Source organism: Tundrisphaera lichenicola (assembly GCF_051175385.1).
Taxonomy (GTDB): Bacteria; Planctomycetota; Planctomycetia; order Isosphaerales; family Isosphaeraceae; genus Tundrisphaera; species Tundrisphaera lichenicola.
Genome location: NZ_CP195106.1, coordinates 2,055,771 through 2,073,109, shown reverse-complemented (window position 1 = coordinate 2,073,109; position 17,339 = coordinate 2,055,771). Strand labels below are relative to the sequence as shown.

The following is a 17,339-nucleotide window of genomic DNA, read 5'->3' as shown; positions in this document are numbered from 1 at the left end:
GCCCGCGGTCGTCGACCGCGGGCTTCGCTAATTAATGGGATCAGGAATCGTGTCGAGGCTCAAGAAATGCCATCGAACGAGCCTACACCGTCCATCATCGTGCTGACCAACGATGACGGCGTGGATACGCCCGGCCTCTCGGCCTTGATCGACTCGACCCGTCATCTGTCCCATCGCCGGGTCATGGCCCCTCTCGGCCCCCAGTCGGGTTGCGGTCACGTCGTCACCACTCACGAGCCGATCGCCATGGTCGAGCGGCCCGATGGGCAGATCGGAGTCGACGGGACTCCCGCGGATTGCGTCCGACTGGCGATCCATCGGTTCGGCCCGGCCATTGGCTGGGTGATCTCGGGCATCAATGCCGGAGGCAATCTCGGGGCCGACATTCACCATTCGGGGACCGTCGCCGCGGTTCGCGAGGCCGCCCTGCATGGGATCCCCGGGATCGCCGTCTCTCACTACATCGCCCGGGGTCGGGCGATCGACTGGGATCGGGCGGCCCGATGGTTCACTCCCGTGCTCGACCAGTTGATGGGCCGACCGCCGGAGCCGGGCACATTCTGGAACGTGAACCTGCCGCATCCGGAGCCCGGCGGGTCCGATCCCCCGGTCATCTTCTGCCCGGTGGATACTTCCCCCCTGCCACTGGCCTACCGCGAAGAGGATCGGGGGTTGAAGTATTCCGGCGATTATCAGGCGCGGGCCCGGGTCGAATCGGGCGATGTGGCCATCTGCTTCGGCGGCCAGATCGCGGTATCGAAGGTCCACGTGATGGCCTCGGTCTGGCCGCTGGATTGACCGAGGTCGAGCCGTGGACGACGCATACTGGCCCCGGGCGTCGTCTTCTCGCCATAATGAAAACTGAGCGGTTGGCGATCCTGTTGAGGTCGGACCGCCTGGACTCCATCCCGATTCCAGAGTGCCCGCTCGGGTGCCGGAGGTTGTTTGAACATGAGGTTGATGATGAGGGCATGGCTCGTCGCGATCGCGACCGTGGCGGGCTCGACGGTCGGATGCGATGGCCCGTCGCAAATCGTCCCGGTCGCCCCGCCGGGACTGGAATTCGAAAAGATCCCGCCGGCCGCACCGGGCGAAGGGGCCCAGGCCCTGGGCGAACAGGCGGTGGCGAACATGCCGAAGGTCGAGATCAAGGAGGCCAACTCTCCGCCTACCCCGATCGGTCAGCCGGTCACCACCCCCTCGGGCCTGGTCTACGAGACCCTCAAGGAAGGGACCGGCGAGGCGGCCAAATCGGGCCAGAATGTGATGATGCATTACACCGGCACGCTGACCGACGGCACGGTATTCGACAGCTCGCGTGAGAGGAACGAGGCGTTCAATGTCGCCATCGGCACCGGGCAGGTCATTCCCGGTTGGGATGAGGGGATACCCGGGATGAAGGTCGGGGAGCGTCGGAAGTTGACCATCCCCCCCGGGCTCGCCTATGGGGCGTCCGGCCGGGAAGGGATCCCGCCCAACTCGACCTTGATTTTCGACGTGGAGTTGCTCGACGCCAAGTGATTGAACCTCCGAGGGCGAGGCGGGACCAGGACGATCTTCGTCCCGCCTTGCCCTCCGGAGGCAACTCGGGTAGCCTCCCGCCCTGAACCGACCGACCGACCCGCGCCCCTTCCGGGACCGGGGTCGGGCAAGGAATGCAGGAGCGGGCATGGACGCCAGCATCCGAGGGGACCGCGCGTCCATCGCGCGCCGACCGACTACAAGCTCGCTGCCCGGACTTCGAGTGGCCCTGGTCCACGACTGGCTGACCGGAATGCGCGGCGGCGAGAAATGCCTGGAAGTCCTCTGCCGGGCCTTTCCCGAAGCCACCTTGCACACCTTGATCCATCGACGAGGGGCCCTCAGCCCGGCCATCGAGGCGATGGCCATCCGCCCTTCCCTTCTCCAGCATGTCCCGGGCGTCCTGGACCATTATCGGAAGCTCCTCCCGCTGATGCCCCTGGCGACCCGAACCTGGCACGTCGGGCAGGTCGATCTGGTCATCAGCCTGAGCCATTGCGTGGCCAAGATGGTCCGTCCTCCGGCGGGCGTCCCGCATGTCTGTTATTGCTTCACGCCGATGCGATACGCCTGGGACGGTCGGGAAGCCTATCTCGACTCCTGGTCGGATCGCCCGGTCCGTCGAGCCCTGGCCGGTCGGCTCCTGGACCGACTCCAGGCCCAGGATCGGGAGACATCGAGCCGGGTCTCGCATTTCGTGGCCATCTCGGAGACCGTCCGAGAGCGGATCGCCCGCTGCTACGGCCGAGAGAGCCGGGTGATCCAGCCTCCGGTGGATGCCGATTTCTACACGCCGAGCCCGATCCCGCGCGAGGATTTCTATCTCTGCGTCTCGGCGCTGGTCCCCTACAAGAATCTCGATCAGGCCGTGATCGCCTGCTCCCGCTCGGGACGACCCCTCGTCGTGATTGGCTCGGGTCCCGAGCGGTCCCGGCTGGAACGCCTGGCCGGCCCGTCGGTCCGGTTCCTCGGCTGGCAGCCCGACGAGGTGATCCGCGACCATTATCGACGATGCCGGGCCCTGCTCTTCCCCGGCGAGGAAGACTTCGGAATCGTCCCGATCGAGGCCCTCGGGTGCGAGGCCCCGGTGATCGCCCTCGGTCGCGGAGGGGCCGCCGAGACCGTGGACCATCGGGTCGGACGGACCTATCTCGAACCGTCGGCCGACGCGCTCCAGGCCACCCTGGATTCCTGGGAGGCCGACTCTCGGCCCCACGACCCGACCCTCGCGAGGGAACTGGCCGAGTCGCTCGCCTTGCCGGTCTTCCGCCGGAAACTCCTGGGATATCTGGAAGAGGTCGTCTCCTCTCACCGTCAGCCACGAGGGATCCCCTCTCCCCACTTGCAGGTTTCGAGCGGAATCCTCGAATCGTCGTGAAGCAGGATGCCGAGCGGGCGCGAGGGTCGAGGCCTGGTATTCCCTTGCCGGACCCGTCCCGCTCGACGGTCGAGATCCCCGGAGCGATCCCATGACGGCCAGACTCGTTCCTCTGGCGATCTTCCTGGCCCTGCTCGGTCCCGCAGAGGATGGCTTCGCTCCCCTGTTCGATGGGGAGTCGCTCGCGGGATGGACTTCGATCGGGGGACGGGCGGGGAACTGGCGGGCCGAGGAGGGACGGCTCATTCTCCGAGGTCAGGGCAAGGACTGGCTCAGCACCAACCGGGCTTTCGGAGATTTCGTCCTTCGACTGGAGTACCGGATCGGGCCCGGGGGGAACTCCGGCGTCCTGATCCGGGCGCCTCACCAGGGCGACCCCTCCTTCGACGGGCTGGAAATTCAGATCCTCGACGACGATGCCCCCGAATATCGGTCACTCCGCCCGGATCAGTACAGCGGTTCGGTATACGGGGTCGTCGCCGCAAGCCGGGGGCATGTTTCGGCCCCCGGGCGGTGGAATTCGCTGGAAATCCGGGCCCAGGGCTCGAAGGTCCGGGTCGAGCTGAATGGATTTCCTGTCGTCGACGCGGATCTGGCCCGGCATCCCGAACATCTGGCCCGGCATCCCGGACTCTCGCGGAGATCCGGCTTCCTGGGACTCCAGTCCCACGAGTCGCCCGCGGAGTTCCGCAACATCACGATCCGGAAGCTTCACCGGCCTCCCGGGGTTCCGACCGATCACCCCGACCGTTCACCTTAAGACCCTGGCAGAGCAAGGCCACTCCGACATGCTTGGTGATGTTCAGGCCGATGAATCCGGCCAAAAACCCGAGCCGGAATAGCCAGAAGTTCAAGGCGATGCAGGCGACCAGCCCGAGCATCGCGGTCAAGCTGAACTGGAGCGACGATCGGTCCATGGGATCGATTATGAACGTCACCCGATCGGTCGAACACCCCCCTCCCACGAACGAACTCGCCCGATGCCCGTGTCAACTGGGACGACTCGTCAAGTCGGTCGGGATCCGGGGCTGACCCTTTTCATCTCCCCTCGATCTACCGGCGTGAGATGTGCAGGAAATCAGTCGGATCGCGAGCAAGTTCTTCGACTCGGCCTGCCTCCGGAGGTAAGCTCGGGCTTCGAGCATCTTGTTCCTCCGGTCGCCCCTATCGATCCATCCTTCCGGCCAGGATGGCGAATCTCCACCCTTTCGAGATGACTTCATGAGAATCTGGCTGGCAGGCCGGTGGGAAGATCTTCGAACGAGCTTCTGGTTCCTCCCTTCCATCATGGTGGCCGGGGCGGTTGTCTTCTCGCTGGCGACGATCTCCCTCGATAAGGCGACCGCGGATCACAACTGGATCGCGATGCTGGGATGGACCTTCTCGCGAGGCCCCGAGGGGTCTCGGGCGGTCCTGTCGGTGGTCGCCGGCTCGATGATGACGATCACCAGCGTGACGTTCTCGATCACGATCGTGGCGCTGCAGTTGGCCTCGTCGCAATTCGGACCGCGACTCCTCCGGAATTTCATGGGCGATCGCGGCAACCAGGTCGCGATCGGCACATTCATCGCAACTTACACTTATTGTTTGCTCGTCCTGAGGACCGTCAACGGCACCGACGACCAGGAGTTCGTGCCGCACATCTCGGTCACGGTGGGGTTGTTCCTGTCCCTGGCGAGCCTCGGGGTGCTGATCTACTTCATCCACCACGCGGCGGCCTCGATCCAGGCCGAGAATGTCATCGCCTCGGTGAATTACGAGCTTCAGAAGGCGATCCATCGCCTCTATCCGGAAAATCTCGGGGAAGAACCTCCGATCGAGCCGGATCCGCTCGTCTTGCCGAAGCTTCCCGACGACTTCGATCGAGACTCCCGCCCGATCTCGGACTCGAGGAGCGACTACCTCCAGGCGATCGACGTCGACAACGTGCTGGAACTCGCCAAGAAGCATGACCTGGTGATCTCGATCCGGATTCAGCCGGGGAAATTTTACTTCGCCGGGAACGACCTCGCTCGGGTCTGGCCCAAGAATCGAGTCGATGACGAGATGGTCGAGTCGATCCGAGGAGTTTTCTACCTCGGCTCCCGGAGGTCGCTGTCCCAGGATATCGAGTACGCCATCGATCAGCTCGTCGAGATCGCCGTCCGGGCGCTCTCGCCCGGGGTGAATGACCCGTTCACGGCGATGACTTGCATCGACCGCCTGGGAGCGTCGCTCTGTCTTCTGACGTCTCGGGTCATCCCATCTCCGAATCGCCTGGACGACGAGGGGAGGCTTCGCGTCCTGACCACGACCTCGAGCATCGACGGGATCCTCGACGCGATGTTCAACCAGATTCGACAGGCCGCGCGAGGGGATGTCTCGGTGACGATGCGTCTCCTGGAGACCTTCGCGGCGGTCGCTCGGCAGACCCGAGATCCCGCCTTCCAGGCTTCACTCCGCCGCCATGCCGAACTGGTCCATCGAGGGAGCCGGGAAGGAGTGCTTGATCCTTCGGATCGGGAGGATGTGAGCGCCCGTTATCGACAGGTCATGGACATCCTGGACGGGATCGCCGACCTCCCACCTACTCCGGGACCTCGTGCATGACGCTCCTCTTCATCTTCGCCGTCGTCCTACTGATCGCAGTCCTGATCTCGGATCTCGCGGACCGGAGCGTGCTGTCGACCGCGGTCCTGTTCCTGATGGCGGGAGTCCTGGTCGGGGAGGGGATTTTCGGTGCGGTCTCGATCCAGCCCGATTCGGAGGCGGTCTCGATCCTGGCCGAACTGGCCCTGTTCAGCGTCCTGTTCAGCGACGGGATGAAGGTGGGTTTCAAGGACCTGGCGAAAGCCTGGAAGCTCCCGGGGCGGGCCTTGTTCTTCGGCCTGCCGCTGACCCTGGTCGGGACGGCGATGCTGGCCCACTGGATCGTGGGGCTCCCCTGGCCCGAGTCCTTCCTGATCGGTGCGGTCCTGAGCCCGACCGATCCGGTCTTCGCCTCGGCCATCGTCGGCAGGGAAGAAGTCCCTTCGCGACTCCGGCAACTCCTGAACGTCGAGAGCGGGCTGAATGACGGGTTGGCCCTGCCGATCGTCCTGGCGATGCTCGCGCTGGTCGCGTCCGAGAGCTTCGATCTCGGGGAGATCGCCCTGGAGGTCGCCATGGGGATCGGTATCGGGATCCTGATCCCCTGGGCCTCGATCCGACTGGAGCAGAGCCGATTCTTCTCGGCGCACGCCTGCTATCAGCCCCTGAATGCCTTCGCGATCGGGTTGCTGGTCTTCACGATATCCTCGATGACCCAGGCCAACGAATTCCTCGCCGCCTTCGCCGCAGGGATCACGGTGGCCACGATCGGCCCCGAGGTCCGCGAGGCGTTCCATCGTTTCGGCGAACTGGTGGCCGAACTCCTGAAGCTGGCGGCCCTCCTGGTCTTCGGGGCCTTGATCTCCCCGAAATTCCTCGGCGAGATCTCGGCGTCGGGGTACATCTTCGCGTTGCTGGTCCTCGTCGCGGTCCGCCCCCTGGCCCTGTCGATTTCCCTGCTGTGGAGCCCGCTCGGTTGGCGAGAGCGGGCCACCGCCGCCTGGTTCGGCCCCAAGGGATTCGCCTCGGTGGTCTTCGGGCTTTTGATCCTCAAGCAGGCGAAGGTCTCGAAGATCGATTGGGGGCGGGCCGACCAGTTATTCCACCTCATCGCTCTCTGCATCACGGGGTCGATCATCGCCCACTCCTCGACCGACGTCCTGGTGGCTCGTTGGCTCGGTCGAGACCGGGGCAAGCCCGAGACTTTCTCCGAGTCGGCCGAGGAGAGCCCCTCGCCCGGATAATCCCGGGCGGGGAGCCGGGTGAGCGTCTTTTGTGTGGTGGATGGTTGGGGCATCAATTTATGGATGGCGTCCAGAAGGCCTCCCATTGGTCGGCATCTCCCTTGAAGAGGGCCCTGAGGTGGCAGACCGCATCGGCTCCCGACTCACCCCAACGCATCCCGCTCCGCTTCAAGCGCTCGTTGACCACCGCCTTGCATGCCGCCTCGATGTGACCCGAGCCGATCTGCCAACCCGCCTGGATGTAGCTCGGATAGTCCATCCGGTCCGCATGGTTGCCGAGGTACTGCCTCACCTGGCGATCCACCTCCAGGGCGGGCTCCGACCGCCCGTCCCGGTCCAATGCCTCGATCACCGCCAGGGTCGCTCGGCCCCCCTGGTGCTTCAGCGTGTGGCACCAGTCGTCACGGAGGGTCTTGACGGCCTCGGGGTCGCCCGGGTGCCACGCCTTGGCCAACTCGCCCAGGTGCTCGGCGACGTGGTAGAAGTCGGCGATCCGCACCGCCCGCGGGAAGTTCACCCGCAGGAAGTCGTCGACCCCGCTGCCACAGTCGCTCAGGGCCACCCACTGCTGGGCCCGGTCCATCCCGACCTGGGCGGCCTGACGACGCAGCGGATCGCCCAACTCCTCCAGGCTCATCAGCCCGGCCAGGTAGCGGGCCCGTCCGTCTGCGGCGGGTCGTCGGACCTGCGCGGCGATGTCCTGCTCGGCGTGCTTGGCCTTGGCCTCGGGCCTGGGGGCGAAGACCTTGCCGACCCAGGCCATCCGACCTTCGGCCTGGACACCGTCGGGCCCCTGGATCGGCACTCCGGTGGCGTCGACGCTCACGTAGGCGACGCTCCGGCCACGGGCATCCTTGGTCCAGGTCCAGTCGGCCAACCCGCCGAAGGTCTCCCCGGCGGCCAGGGCCTGACCCAGCCGGACGCCGGCGGCCTCGGTGGCCCGCTCGATCGTCGATTCGGCCAGGCGGAGCCCGCTGGCCTTGGGCAGGAGCCTCTGGGCGGCCTCGGCGAAGCTGGCCGTGGTGCCAAAGAGGACAGCCAGTTGCTCGGCTCCGACGGTCAGCTCGGAGGTCCCCAGGCCGAAGGCATGGTCGGCCGGACAATGCCCCTTGCGGCAGGCCGTGCAATGGTAATAGGCGCGCCGTCGGAGGACGAAGCTGCCCATCAGACTGACGACGGTCCGGGCGCATCGGCGGACGAACTTGCTGGGGCCGTGGCAACTCGGGCAGCCGGTACTGGAGCCTTGGTACCCCCCTTTTTCCGCTCATCGAGAGCGGTTTGGATCGCCTGGGCTCCGATCTTGTGGACCCGGTCTCGGACCTGGAACTCGGCCTCTCCGAGGATCTGGCGGTCGGGCTTGGAGGCGAGCAGTTCGGCGATTCCTTGAATTTCCTCCTCGACGACGGCCATCAGACGTTGCTTGATCCGGTCGGCCTCGTCGCGTGGCTCAGGTGTGAGAGGGAGGGAGATCCGGGGCATGGGATGGCCTTCCGTGAAGAACAGGTGAAGAAACCCGGGCGACGCATCGACGTCCTCCGTTGTACGAAATTTCCCACCTACAATCGAGACGCCCACCCATTCGGGTGTAACCAAGTTCTCTGGTGGTGAATCGTCCGTCCTGGCAAATTGGGTGGACTTCTTGAACCCGACACCCGGAGTTCCGCCATGACACGGAAGGTGATCACCCTGGAGATCGAGGCCGAGGACGAGGATCTGATTCGCGGCTACGCCGGCTTCGTCGGCGAGATGAAGGATCTCGCCGCCACCACCCCCGATGGCTCGGTCCTCGACGTCTGCGAGGAGGCCGTCATCGAACAGGGTCGCGAGCACCAGCGTCGGCTCCTCCAACGCGCCGTCCGGGCTCGGCTCGAGCACGCCGAGAAAAAGGGGCTCCCCTGAGGATCTGTTCCTGTGGACAGGTTCGCGAGAATCGCGGGACCGCCACGCGCGAGGTCTTCACCTGCCTGGGGGCGATCACCTTGAGGCGGCACTGGTGGGGCTCGCGATGCCCTTGCGTGCCGGGAGGCTATCACGCCGATACCGTCCTCGGGCTCGACGGCGGCCTCAGCCCTCGATTGCAACGCAAGGCCTGCCGTAGTGCCGCCGACCTGTCCTTCGAGCGGGCCCGCGAGAACCTGCTCGAGCTGCTCGGCGTCTCGCCGGCGGCCGAGACCCTGCGGGTCTATTGCGAACGTCAGGCCAGCCGGATCGCGCGTTGGCAGGGCACCGAGACCGCCTCGGCCGAGGGCTTCGGAAAGGCCGGAGGTGGCTGGGAGTTCGCCGTCGACGCCGGCAAGGTCAACACCCGTGAGAAGGGCTGGCGCGACCTGAAGATCGCCGTGGCCCAGAAGCGACCGACGGCCAAACCGGCGACCCCCCAGCAGTGGGAGTCGCGCGTCTTGCCCAAGGCTACCGCCCGAGTGATGTGGGCCGACATCTCGGCATCCCGGCGATTCCGCCGGTCCTGGCACGCGCGGCTGAAGCGGCTGGGCCTGCCGGCGATGGCCCGGCTGCACGTGCTGGGGGACGGGGCGTCATGGATCTGGAAGGCGGCCGGCCGGGCCCTGACCGGGTGCCGCCAGACCCTGGATATCTACCACGCCAGCCAGCACATCGCCCTCGCCGGCAAGCGGCTCTTTGGCGAAGGGACAGCCGAGGCGACCACGTTCCACGAGCACGGCCGTGAGTTACTGCTGAGGGAAGGTTGGACGGGAGTTTGCCGGCTGATCGGCGAGGAACTGGAACGCGAGGACACACCGAAGAGGCGGGGGGCCCTGGAGCGACTGCTGAACTACTTCCTGGGCCACCTGACGCGGCTCGACTACGCGGGCCGCCTGGCGTCCGGCGATGCGATCGGAAGCGGGGTGGTGGAGGGTGCGGCGAAGACCCTGGGTCTGAGGCTGAAAGCTCGCGGGGCCCGCTGGCGGCACAAGAACGCCCGAGCCATGGCCGCCCTGATCTGCTGCCGTCAGACCGATCAGTGGGACCTATTCTGGAACCGGGCGGCGTGAAACCCAAGAATCCCTGGTCACACCCACCCATTCCAGACCGAGACCGCTCATATTGACAGGACCTCGGGCTCCCATTAAGCTTTTCACTCGGACGTTCGTTGAATCTGAGGCGGACTGTCGGTACATTCTCGACTTCCTCCGAAGGCTTCATGCCGTCGAAGTTCTCGCCGCTGTAGCTCAGTTGGTAGAGCGACGAATTCGTAATTCGTAGGTCCTCGGTTCGAATCCGAGCAGCGGCTCTGCTAGTTTACGTTCGCGATCGCATGATATAAGTCGATCGTGCTCTGATGGATCGGTCGCTCATTATTGCCGATTTCGGATGACTTCCCTCCGGTCGATCCCGACTTGAGGGAGGATGAATGAAGTCCTTCTCCCAGGATGGGTTTCGACTTAGGACCACCGATTCGATAACTTCCCGATACGCCTTCGGCATCGTATAACCGTAGCCAGGACGATCACGACCTCGCAACGGACGCCCAGCCATGACGTACAGCCCCGAGATCGAGCATTCGATGCGGATGTTCCACGACTCGCTCTCGGAGAAGGACCGCAGGCGATATGCGGCCATCGAGGCCGCCAAGCTCGGCCATGGGGGCACCGAATATATCGCCACGCTTCTGGGCTGCGATCCCAAGACGATCCGCCAGGGCCAACAGGACCTGGATCGACTCCCTGACGGGCTCGGCGATCGGGTTCGTAAAAAAGGGGCGGCCCGAAGCCGTGCATAGGCTCCATCCCGCTCCTGGAGGAGAACTTCCTCCGGGTGCTCCGGGATCGCACGGCCGGTGACCCGATGCGGCAGGGGGTCCGCTGGACCGACCTGAACTATGAGCAGATCGCCGGCCACCTGGCCGAGGCGGGCACCCCAGTCAGCGTGCCGGTGGTCAAGCAACTGCTCAAGAAGCACGGCTACGTCACCCGCAAGGCCCAGAAGGCCAGGGCGATGGGCGGGCATCCCGACCGCAACCAGCAGTTCGAGAACATCGCCCGGCTGAAGGGGGAGTATCTCGGGACCGACAACCCGATCGTGAGCATCGACACCAAGAAGAAGGAGTTGATCGGCAATTTCTACCGGGCCGGGCACCTCCTGACCCAAGGGGTCATTGGGACGTTCGACCATGACTTCCCCAGCTTCGCCGAGGGTGTGGTCATCCCCCACGGGCTGTACGACGTGAAGGAGAACGACGGCCATGTGAACCTGGGGACCAGCCACGACACGGGCGAGTTCGCCTGCGACAGCATCGAGCGGTGGTGGGAGGGCCAGGGCCGAGCCCGCTATCCCCGTGCGACCTCGATCTTGCTGCTGTGCGACGGCGGCGGCAGCAACAGTGCGAGCCAGTACCTGTTCAAGGAGGACCTCCAGGGTCTGGTCGATCGGCTCGGCATCGAGATCCGTGTGGCGCACTACCCGCCGTACTGCTCGAAATACAACCCGATCGAGCATCGGCTGTTCCCGCACCTGACCCGAGCCTGCCAGGGCGTGATCTTCGAGAGCGTGGGTTTGGTGAAGGAGTTGATGGAGAAGGCGAGCACGAGCACGGGGCTGCGGGTGACGGTGGACATCCTGGAGAAGGTGTACCAGACGGGGCGGAAGTATGCGGCAGGGTTCAAGGAGGACATGAAGATCGTGTTCGACGAGATCCTGCCGAAGTGGAACTACAGGGCGGTCCCGAGCGAATCATGACTTCGGGAAGTTATCGAATCGGCGATCCTTAACCGACCATTCTTTTCAGGCGGGGTCATCTCTGCGCGAGATTGATCGCTGCCTAGAATAATGACGCCCTCGAGTTTCGCGGAGTACGCGAAGCTTTCGTTCGTGTCCAGAATCGGCGTCCTCTGGGACAGAGTCCTCGAGATCGAACGGCAGGTTCAGCGAAGTCGTCCGGTTTGGCCACGCTCTGCCGAGCGTCGCTAGAATACTTCCGACTTACAATATGCCCATTTTGGGCACGCGATCTGCTATGGCTAACATCCGAGTTCGATTTAGAACCTCTGTTCAGAAGGTCATCATTGCGCCGGCTCGAAGGAACTATGGCACATGGCATCGGACCCCCAAGATCGAGCGCGAATTGATGAGAGCGTCGGGCTAGCCTCGACTGGTAACCTCGAACTCGACGCAATACTTGCCGGTGGCCTGCCGGCCTATCATGTCTACCTGATCGAGGGTGATCCTGGCGCGGGCAAGACGACTCTGGCTCTCCAGTTCCTCCTCGAAGGGGCCAGGCTCGGAGAACGCGGGATGTATGTAACCCTCTCGGAGACCGAGGGGGAGCTAAGAATCATCGCCGATTCCCACGGCTGGTCGCTCGATGCTATCGACATCTTCGAGTTGAACCCATCCCTGGAAAGTCTCGAACGCGACTCGCATTACACGATGTTCCACCCCTCGGAGGTGGAACTGAGCGAGACGACCAAGGCGATTCTCTCCATGGTCGAGAAGAATAATCCGAAACGCGTCGTCTTCGATTCGCTCTCCGAGATGAGGCTGCTGGCGCAGGACCCTCTCCGCTATCGACGCCAGATCATGGCCTTGAAGCGTTTCTTCCTGGGCCGACGGAGTACCGTCCTGTTCCTTGACGATCGGACATCGGGCGAGGACGAGTTGAATCTCCAGAGCATCGTCCATGGGGTGATCAACCTGGAGCAACGCTCGCCCGAATTTGGGGCCGAGCGTCGCCGGATGCGGGTGATCAAAATGCGTGGAGTGAAATTCCGGGGGGGATATCACGATTTCCGGATCGAACGCGGTGGACTGGACGTCTATCCGAGACTCACAGCCTCGGAACACCGCCAGGATTTCGACCGAGGTCGACTGCTGAGCGATCTTCCCGAACTCGACAAACTTCTCGGCGGTGGCGTCGATTACGGGTCGAGTACCCTGATTGCCGGACCGGCCGGAGTAGGTAAGTCCACCCTGGCGACCCGCTACGTCTTCGCCGCCGCCGAGCGAGGTCAGAGATGCGCGATGTTCATCTTCGACGAGACGTTGCATACGCTCCTCGACCGGGCGGAGTCGATGGGCATGAATATGAGAAAGCACGTCGAATCGGGTCTAGTGACCGTCCAGCAGGTCGATCCGGCCGAGCTCTCCCCCATGGAATTCGCGGTGGTCGTGAGCCGGATGGTCCGACCGGTCGGAGGAGAAGGAGCCCGGATCGTGGTCATTGATAGCCTGAACGGTTATCTCAACGCGATGCCGGAGGAGCGGTTCCTCGTCATTCAGCTCCACGAGATCCTGGTCTATCTGGGTCAGCTCGGTGTCGTCACATTCCTGATCGTCGCTCAGCATGGACTCCTCGGGCCGCTCCAGAGTCCCGTGGATGCGAGTTACCTGGCCGACACGGTCATCCTGCTTCGATATTATGAAAATCATGGAAGGATCCGCAAAGCCATCTCTGTCCTTAAGAAGCGAACAGGGATCCATGAGGAGACCATCCGAGAATTGCGCCTCTCCGCCGACGGGCTTGTGGTCGGAGAGCCTCTTGAAACATTCCGCGGCATCATGAGCAGCTCGCCTAGCATCCTGGAACCATTGCGACCGATGGAGTCCGGGCATGCCTGAGAATGAGCCATCTTTCCACCTGTCGGAAAAAATCCTCGTGTTCGCTCCGACCCGGATTGACGGACAGATGAGCCGCAATCTCTTGGGCGAAGCCGGCATCGATTGTGAGGTCTACTTCAAACTGGACGACTTTCGACGCGTGATCGAGGTCGGTTGCGGAGGATTGTTACTGACTGAGGAAGCGATCCGGGACGAGAATTATCACCGGCTCATCGAGACCCTGAACGAACAACCAACCTGGTCCGACCTCCCGGTGATCATGCTGACGCGAGGTGGGGCCGACTCTCCCCAGGCGGCGCGTGCGCTCGCAACGTTGGGCAATGTGATCGTCCTTGAACAGCCGGTTCGCGTATCGACCCTCATCAGTGCGGTGAACATGGCCTTGAGGGCCAGGCGTCGGCAATATCAGATCCGCGAGCATTTGCGAGGGCTCAAGGAGGCGGACCGACGTAAGGATGAGTTTCTCGCGATGCTCGCCCACGAGCTGAGGAATCCCCTGGCCTCGGTCAATAGCGCCGTGCGACTCCTCAGAGGACCCGATGGGCCCGAGCACCTGGAGTGGTCCGGCGAAGTCATCGAGCGGCAGGTTCGCCACCTCGCACGCCTGATCGACGACCTACTGGATATCTCCCGAATCACGCGCGGTCGGATCGAACTCCGTACCAAGATCCTGGACGCAAGCCCCATACTCAACCAAGCCGTCGACTCGGTTCGCCCGCTCATCGAGGAGCGGGATCATCAGTTAACGGTGTCGTATCGTCCTGGGAACCTCTGGATCGAGGCCGACCCAACGCGATTTGAACAGATCATGGTCAATCTCCTGACCAACGCCGCCAAGTACACCCAAGCTGGCGGCAATATTAAACTTACGGCTCGAGCTGAAGCGGAAGAAGTAGTCATCCGCGTCCGGGATGATGGGGTCGGCATCAGTTCCGATCAGCTCACTCAAATCTTCGAACTCTTTGCCCAGGGAGACCGATCGTTAGCCCGATCCGAGGGAGGTCTAGGAATTGGCCTGACCCTGGTAAGGGCCTTGGTCGAGCTTCATGGAGGCTCGATCACGGCCGAGAGCGAAGGGGAGGGACGAGGGAGCCAGTTCATCGTCCGGTTTCCCCTGGCCGAGTTGCCCATTCTCTCAGCCCCGATCGAGCAAGATCCGGGCGCGATGAGGTCCGAGATGCGGGTACTCGTCGTCGATGACAACGTAGACTCGACGATCGGGCTGGCGAAACTCCTCAAAACACTAGGTCACGACGTTCAGGTCGCGCATAGCGGGCCGGAGGGCATCGAGCGTGCTAGAGAGTGCAAGCCCGATGTGCTCTTGCTCGACATCGGCCTGCCCGGGATGGACGGATATGCGGTTGCCTCTCTCCTCCGTCGCGAGGGCTTCGACAAGACCCTCATCATCGCCGTCTCGGGCTACGGCCAGGACCAGGATCGTCAGCGTTCGAAGGAGTCGGGCTTCGATCATCACCTGATCAAGCCGGTGGATTATGACAGCCTGCTGGCGCTCCTGAATCATCCTGCTTCCGCAGGTTGAGGCCATTTGCAGTCAGGGCGATCGGAAGGGTGGCATCTCTTCGAGAATCTCGCGCAAGTTTGGCATCCTCGCGTCCGTGAGTCGATCGAGAGCCGTCCGGCTGGCTAGATTGCCGGGCGTCTGCTTGAGGATCAAGCGATGCCAGGCCAGCGCCTCGGCCTCGTGGCCCATCCGTTCTCGGACATCGGCCAGGCTTCGGTAGAGGTCGATGTTCGGCGAGAGTCCAAGATCCTTGATCTGGTTCGCCCGGTTATAGAGAGGCAGGATTTCACTAAACGAGGCGTTTCTCGCCTGCAGCTCGATGTCGAGTCGGTCGGCCTCCTCGGTCTGCCCAGCGATCCGGAAGGCGCGGACGAGCCGGTAGAGGACCGGGGTGCTTGTCGGGTCCGAGGCTCGGGCACGGAGATATTGATGGGCGGCCTGCGACCAGTCTCCCCGATTCTGGGAGATGATCCCCTGGAAGAGGGCGAATCGGGGGTCGTCAACTAGTTTTGCCGGTAGCCTCTCGAAGGTTAGGGCCAGCTCCTCGGGGCGGGCCGCCTGTTCGAGACCATCGAGCCAGGACTTCCACGCGGCAGGATCGTCGGGACTCCGCTCGACGAGCCGTTGAAGGATCGACAAACCTTCGTCGGGGCGATTGTCCCTCAGGTAGGCCCGGGCCAAGGCTTCCGAAGCCTTGATCTCGTCGGGATGCTCGCGGACGGCGGGTTCCAGGGTCCGAATGATCTCGGAAGCTACGATCGGCCGGGCATCCTGGCGGACGAGTTCCAGGAGCAGTTGAACCCGATCTTTCGGATCTGGCTCGATGGTGTGCAGCGCGAGTCCCAGCCGGCGAGCCTCCTCCCGCCGTTCCTCGACGTAGTAGAGCCCCAACAATGCCCAGCCCGCCTCGGGAACGAGCGGATCTTTCCTCAGGGCATCGATCCAGGCGGCCTCCGCGAGTTCGAGCAGCCCCAGGGACGAATACGCCTTCCCCTCGTTGAGCCTGACGATCGCCCGGATCGAGTCGTCGGATGTCGCGATCTTCCCGAGCTGTTCGAGAGCCAATCGAGGATTGTTCTCGGGGCGAGCCAGGGCGACCTGGGCCATCAGGACGCGAGCCTGGGCGCTCTCGGGATGTTCGGCGAGATAGCCATTGAGGCGGCGCTCGACCTCGTCGAATCGGTCCATCGCGAGGAGCGCGTCCAGCCCGTCCAGGCCGGGTCGAGGTTCGCTGGATCGCGTGAGAGCCAGGGCTAATCCCACCAGCAGGATGAGCGAGGCCATCAGCGTTATCAGGTTGTCGCGGAGGGATGTCGAAGGAGGATTCATCGGATTGATTTCGATTCGCCCATGGTCCTCGACGGGATTGGCCCGGGTCGAAAATCATCCACCGGGGCCGGATTCCCCCCTTTTCGAAGGTCCGAAGCCCTTCGGAGGTAACGTTCGGCTGCGGTCGGATCGCCGGCCATCTTGCAGGCCATGCCGAGGTTGTGAAACGCCTCGACCGAGCCGGGAGAGAGTCTGGTCGCTCGGCTAAGAAGGGTGATCGCTTCGGCCGCCCGGGAACGCTTCAACTCCAGTCCCCCGAGATCGAGCAGTGTATCGATACTGTCCGGGTCCCGGTCCAGCGCCATTCGCCAGCAATGCTCGGCCTCGTCGACCTGGCCCTCGTGGTAGTATGTCTGGCCCAGGAGTTCCTGAAGTCCGGCGTCGGAGGAATGCTCCAAGGCTCGGGTCAGATGAGCCCTGGCCTCGGCGTTTCGCCCTTGCGCCATCAAGTCGATGGCCAGGTGATTCCAGAACATCGACGAGGGGAGCGGCATCGATCTCAGCTCAGGATCGAGTTCAAGGACCCGCCCGAATGCGATCGCGGCCTGATCGAAATCCTTCCGGACGTGGGCACTGATCCCGGCGAGGGTCTGGCCGGCGACTTCCTCGCCGGGGACGCGGATCAAGCGGGCGGCAAGATCGGGAATTTCCTTGTATTTCAATTGATCCATGAGGATCGCGGCGAGACGCTTGATCGACAAGGCGTCATCAGGATGATCGGCCAAGATCTCGCGATAGATCTGGGCGGCTTGATCGACTTGCTTGAGGCGGATCAGTCCGAAGGCTCGATCATGGAGGTCATCTAGACTAAGTCTTCCGGCCTTCTGGTAGTAGGTCTCGGCCTTCTCGGGCTGGCCGGAACGAGTCGCCGCTCGCGCGGCCATCAGCAAAGCGGAACGATCCCCTGGCCATCGACGGAGATGGTCCTTCGCCAGTCTCAGCGCGGTCGAGTATTCCCGGTTCTGGAAGGCCAGGCGTGCTTCACCCGAGAGATCAAATGAGGTCATGATCCAGCCGACAGCCGGGAGTACCACGACGGTAATGAGGATGAACCCGAAGGTTCGGAGCCTTCGTAATCGTGCTCGACCACCTCGACAGCTGGACGGCTTTGCCAGATTCGAAGTCGATTGGGTGGCCTGTCTTTGAGTATTCATGGTCGATCGATGCCAATAAGGCGTTGCCAACGACCGATCGAGTGACCGGC

General features: G+C 63.6%; 16 protein-coding genes, 1 tRNA gene and 1 pseudogene. 14 read left to right on the top strand and 4 right to left on the bottom strand.

The window, feature by feature from the left end; translation table 11 throughout:
• The first annotated feature begins 66 nt into the window (after window positions 1–66).
• From surE to P12x_RS08085, 7 genes are all read left to right on the top strand, one after another.
• Window positions 67–798 carry a 5'/3'-nucleotidase SurE gene (gene surE, locus P12x_RS08115; RefSeq protein WP_435010361.1) on the top strand — a complete coding sequence of 244 codons (732 nt, stop codon included), beginning with the start codon at window positions 67–69 and terminating at the stop codon, window positions 796–798.
• 153 nt (window positions 799–951) lie between these two features.
• Window positions 952–1,521: an FKBP-type peptidyl-prolyl cis-trans isomerase gene (locus tag P12x_RS08110; protein ID WP_435010360.1), complete on the top strand. Its 570-nt coding sequence runs from the start codon at window positions 952–954 to the stop codon at window positions 1,519–1,521.
• Between the two features lie 148 nt (window positions 1,522–1,669).
• Window positions 1,670–2,899 (top strand): glycosyltransferase, encoded by a 1,230-nt coding sequence (locus P12x_RS08105; RefSeq protein WP_435010359.1) that lies wholly within the window; start codon window positions 1,670–1,672, stop codon window positions 2,897–2,899.
• A gap of 91 nt (window positions 2,900–2,990) precedes the next feature.
• Entirely contained in the window at window positions 2,991–3,659 is a 669-nt protein-coding gene (locus tag P12x_RS08100) for a 3-keto-disaccharide hydrolase (protein ID WP_435010358.1), read from the top strand.
• A 50-nt stretch (window positions 3,660–3,709) separates the two neighbouring features.
• Window positions 3,710–3,931, top strand: coding sequence for a hypothetical protein (locus tag P12x_RS08095; protein ID WP_435010357.1), 222 nt, complete (start codon window positions 3,710–3,712; stop codon window positions 3,929–3,931).
• Between the two features lie 189 nt (window positions 3,932–4,120).
• Window positions 4,121–5,488 carry a DUF2254 domain-containing protein gene (locus P12x_RS08090; protein ID WP_435010356.1) on the top strand — a complete coding sequence of 456 codons (1,368 nt, stop codon included), beginning with the start codon at window positions 4,121–4,123 and terminating at the stop codon, window positions 5,486–5,488.
• Window positions 5,485–6,711, top strand: coding sequence for a cation:proton antiporter (locus P12x_RS08085; RefSeq protein ID WP_435010355.1), 1,227 nt, complete (start codon window positions 5,485–5,487; stop codon window positions 6,709–6,711). Before P12x_RS08090 ends, P12x_RS08085 begins: the two co-directional genes overlap by 4 nt.
• A gap of 52 nt (window positions 6,712–6,763) precedes the next feature.
• Here the strand turns inward: P12x_RS08085 and P12x_RS08080 are convergent.
• A pseudogene (locus P12x_RS08080) lies at window positions 6,764–7,900 on the bottom strand (ISKra4 family transposase); the annotation flags it as partial.
• Window positions 7,876–8,190 carry a hypothetical protein gene (locus tag P12x_RS08075; RefSeq protein WP_435010354.1) on the bottom strand — a complete coding sequence of 105 codons (315 nt, stop codon included), beginning with the start codon at window positions 8,188–8,190 and terminating at the stop codon, window positions 7,876–7,878. The pseudogene P12x_RS08080 and the gene P12x_RS08075, both read right to left, overlap by 25 nt.
• 186 nt (window positions 8,191–8,376) lie before the next feature.
• Between P12x_RS08075 and P12x_RS08070 the strand changes: the two genes are divergently transcribed.
• The 7 genes from P12x_RS08070 (at window position 8,377) to P12x_RS08040 (ending at window position 14,824) form a co-directional block, all read left to right on the top strand.
• A complete protein-coding gene (locus P12x_RS08070) occupies window positions 8,377–8,610 on the top strand; it encodes a hypothetical protein (RefSeq protein ID WP_435006120.1) in 234 nt (77 codons plus the stop codon).
• A 116-nt stretch (window positions 8,611–8,726) separates the two neighbouring features.
• The gene (locus tag P12x_RS08065) at window positions 8,727–9,722 is read left to right on the top strand and encodes a hypothetical protein (RefSeq protein WP_435006121.1); all 996 of its coding nucleotides are present in this window, start codon (window positions 8,727–8,729) and stop codon (window positions 9,720–9,722) included.
• Window positions 9,723–9,888: 166 nt separating this feature from the next.
• Window positions 9,889–9,961, top strand: a tRNA-Thr gene (locus tag P12x_RS08060).
• Between the two features lie 243 nt (window positions 9,962–10,204).
• A complete protein-coding gene (locus P12x_RS08055; protein WP_435006007.1) occupies window positions 10,205–10,450 on the top strand; it encodes a hypothetical protein in 246 nt (81 codons plus the stop codon).
• Complete coding sequence (locus P12x_RS08050) at window positions 10,447–11,406, top strand: ISAzo13 family transposase (RefSeq protein ID WP_435011652.1); 960 nt, start codon at window positions 10,447–10,449, stop codon at window positions 11,404–11,406. Before P12x_RS08055 ends, P12x_RS08050 begins: the two co-directional genes overlap by 4 nt.
• Before the next feature lie 354 nt (window positions 11,407–11,760).
• Entirely contained in the window at window positions 11,761–13,284 is a 1,524-nt protein-coding gene (locus tag P12x_RS08045; protein ID WP_435010353.1) for an ATPase domain-containing protein, read from the top strand.
• 67 nt (window positions 13,285–13,351) lie between these two features.
• Window positions 13,352–14,824 carry an ATP-binding protein gene (locus tag P12x_RS08040; RefSeq protein WP_435010352.1) on the top strand — a complete coding sequence of 491 codons (1,473 nt, stop codon included), beginning with the start codon at window positions 13,352–13,354 and terminating at the stop codon, window positions 14,822–14,824.
• 12 nt (window positions 14,825–14,836) lie between these two features.
• Here the strand turns inward: P12x_RS08040 and P12x_RS08035 are convergent, their stop codons facing one another.
• Both P12x_RS08035 and P12x_RS08030 read right to left on the bottom strand, forming a co-directional pair.
• Entirely contained in the window at window positions 14,837–16,135 is a 1,299-nt protein-coding gene (locus tag P12x_RS08035; RefSeq protein ID WP_435010351.1) for a tetratricopeptide repeat protein, read from the bottom strand.
• Window positions 16,132–17,142: a tetratricopeptide repeat protein gene (locus tag P12x_RS08030; protein WP_435010350.1), complete on the bottom strand. Its 1,011-nt coding sequence runs from the start codon at window positions 17,140–17,142 to the stop codon at window positions 16,132–16,134. The genes P12x_RS08035 and P12x_RS08030 overlap by 4 nt, the downstream gene beginning before the upstream one ends.
• Between the last annotated feature and the right edge of the window lie 197 nt (window positions 17,143–17,339).

Excerpts from the sequence above, each read along its gene's own strand:
- surE (WP_435010361.1), top strand. The coding sequence starts at position 67 with ATGCCATCGAACGAGCCTACACCGTCCATCATCGTGCTGACCAACGAT.
- P12x_RS08110 (WP_435010360.1), top strand. The coding sequence starts at position 952 with ATGAGGTTGATGATGAGGGCATGGCTCGTCGCGATCGCGACCGTGGCG.
- P12x_RS08105 (WP_435010359.1), top strand. The coding sequence starts at position 1,670 with ATGGACGCCAGCATCCGAGGGGACCGCGCGTCCATCGCGCGCCGACCG.
- P12x_RS08100 (WP_435010358.1), top strand. The coding sequence starts at position 2,991 with ATGACGGCCAGACTCGTTCCTCTGGCGATCTTCCTGGCCCTGCTCGGT.
- P12x_RS08095 (WP_435010357.1), top strand. The coding sequence starts at position 3,710 with ATGAATCCGGCCAAAAACCCGAGCCGGAATAGCCAGAAGTTCAAGGCG.
- P12x_RS08090 (WP_435010356.1), top strand. The coding sequence starts at position 4,121 with ATGAGAATCTGGCTGGCAGGCCGGTGGGAAGATCTTCGAACGAGCTTC.
- P12x_RS08085 (WP_435010355.1), top strand. The coding sequence starts at position 5,485 with ATGACGCTCCTCTTCATCTTCGCCGTCGTCCTACTGATCGCAGTCCTG.
- P12x_RS08075 (WP_435010354.1), bottom strand. The coding sequence starts at position 8,190 with ATGCCCCGGATCTCCCTCCCTCTCACACCTGAGCCACGCGACGAGGCC.
- P12x_RS08070 (WP_435006120.1), top strand. The coding sequence starts at position 8,377 with ATGACACGGAAGGTGATCACCCTGGAGATCGAGGCCGAGGACGAGGAT.
- P12x_RS08055 (WP_435006007.1), top strand. The coding sequence starts at position 10,205 with ATGACGTACAGCCCCGAGATCGAGCATTCGATGCGGATGTTCCACGAC.
- P12x_RS08045 (WP_435010353.1), top strand. The coding sequence starts at position 11,761 with ATGGCATCGGACCCCCAAGATCGAGCGCGAATTGATGAGAGCGTCGGG.
- P12x_RS08040 (WP_435010352.1), top strand. The coding sequence starts at position 13,352 with ATGAGCCGCAATCTCTTGGGCGAAGCCGGCATCGATTGTGAGGTCTAC.
- P12x_RS08035 (WP_435010351.1), bottom strand. The coding sequence starts at position 16,135 with ATGAATCCTCCTTCGACATCCCTCCGCGACAACCTGATAACGCTGATG.
- P12x_RS08030 (WP_435010350.1), bottom strand. The coding sequence starts at position 17,142 with ATGACCTCATTTGATCTCTCGGGTGAAGCACGCCTGGCCTTCCAGAAC.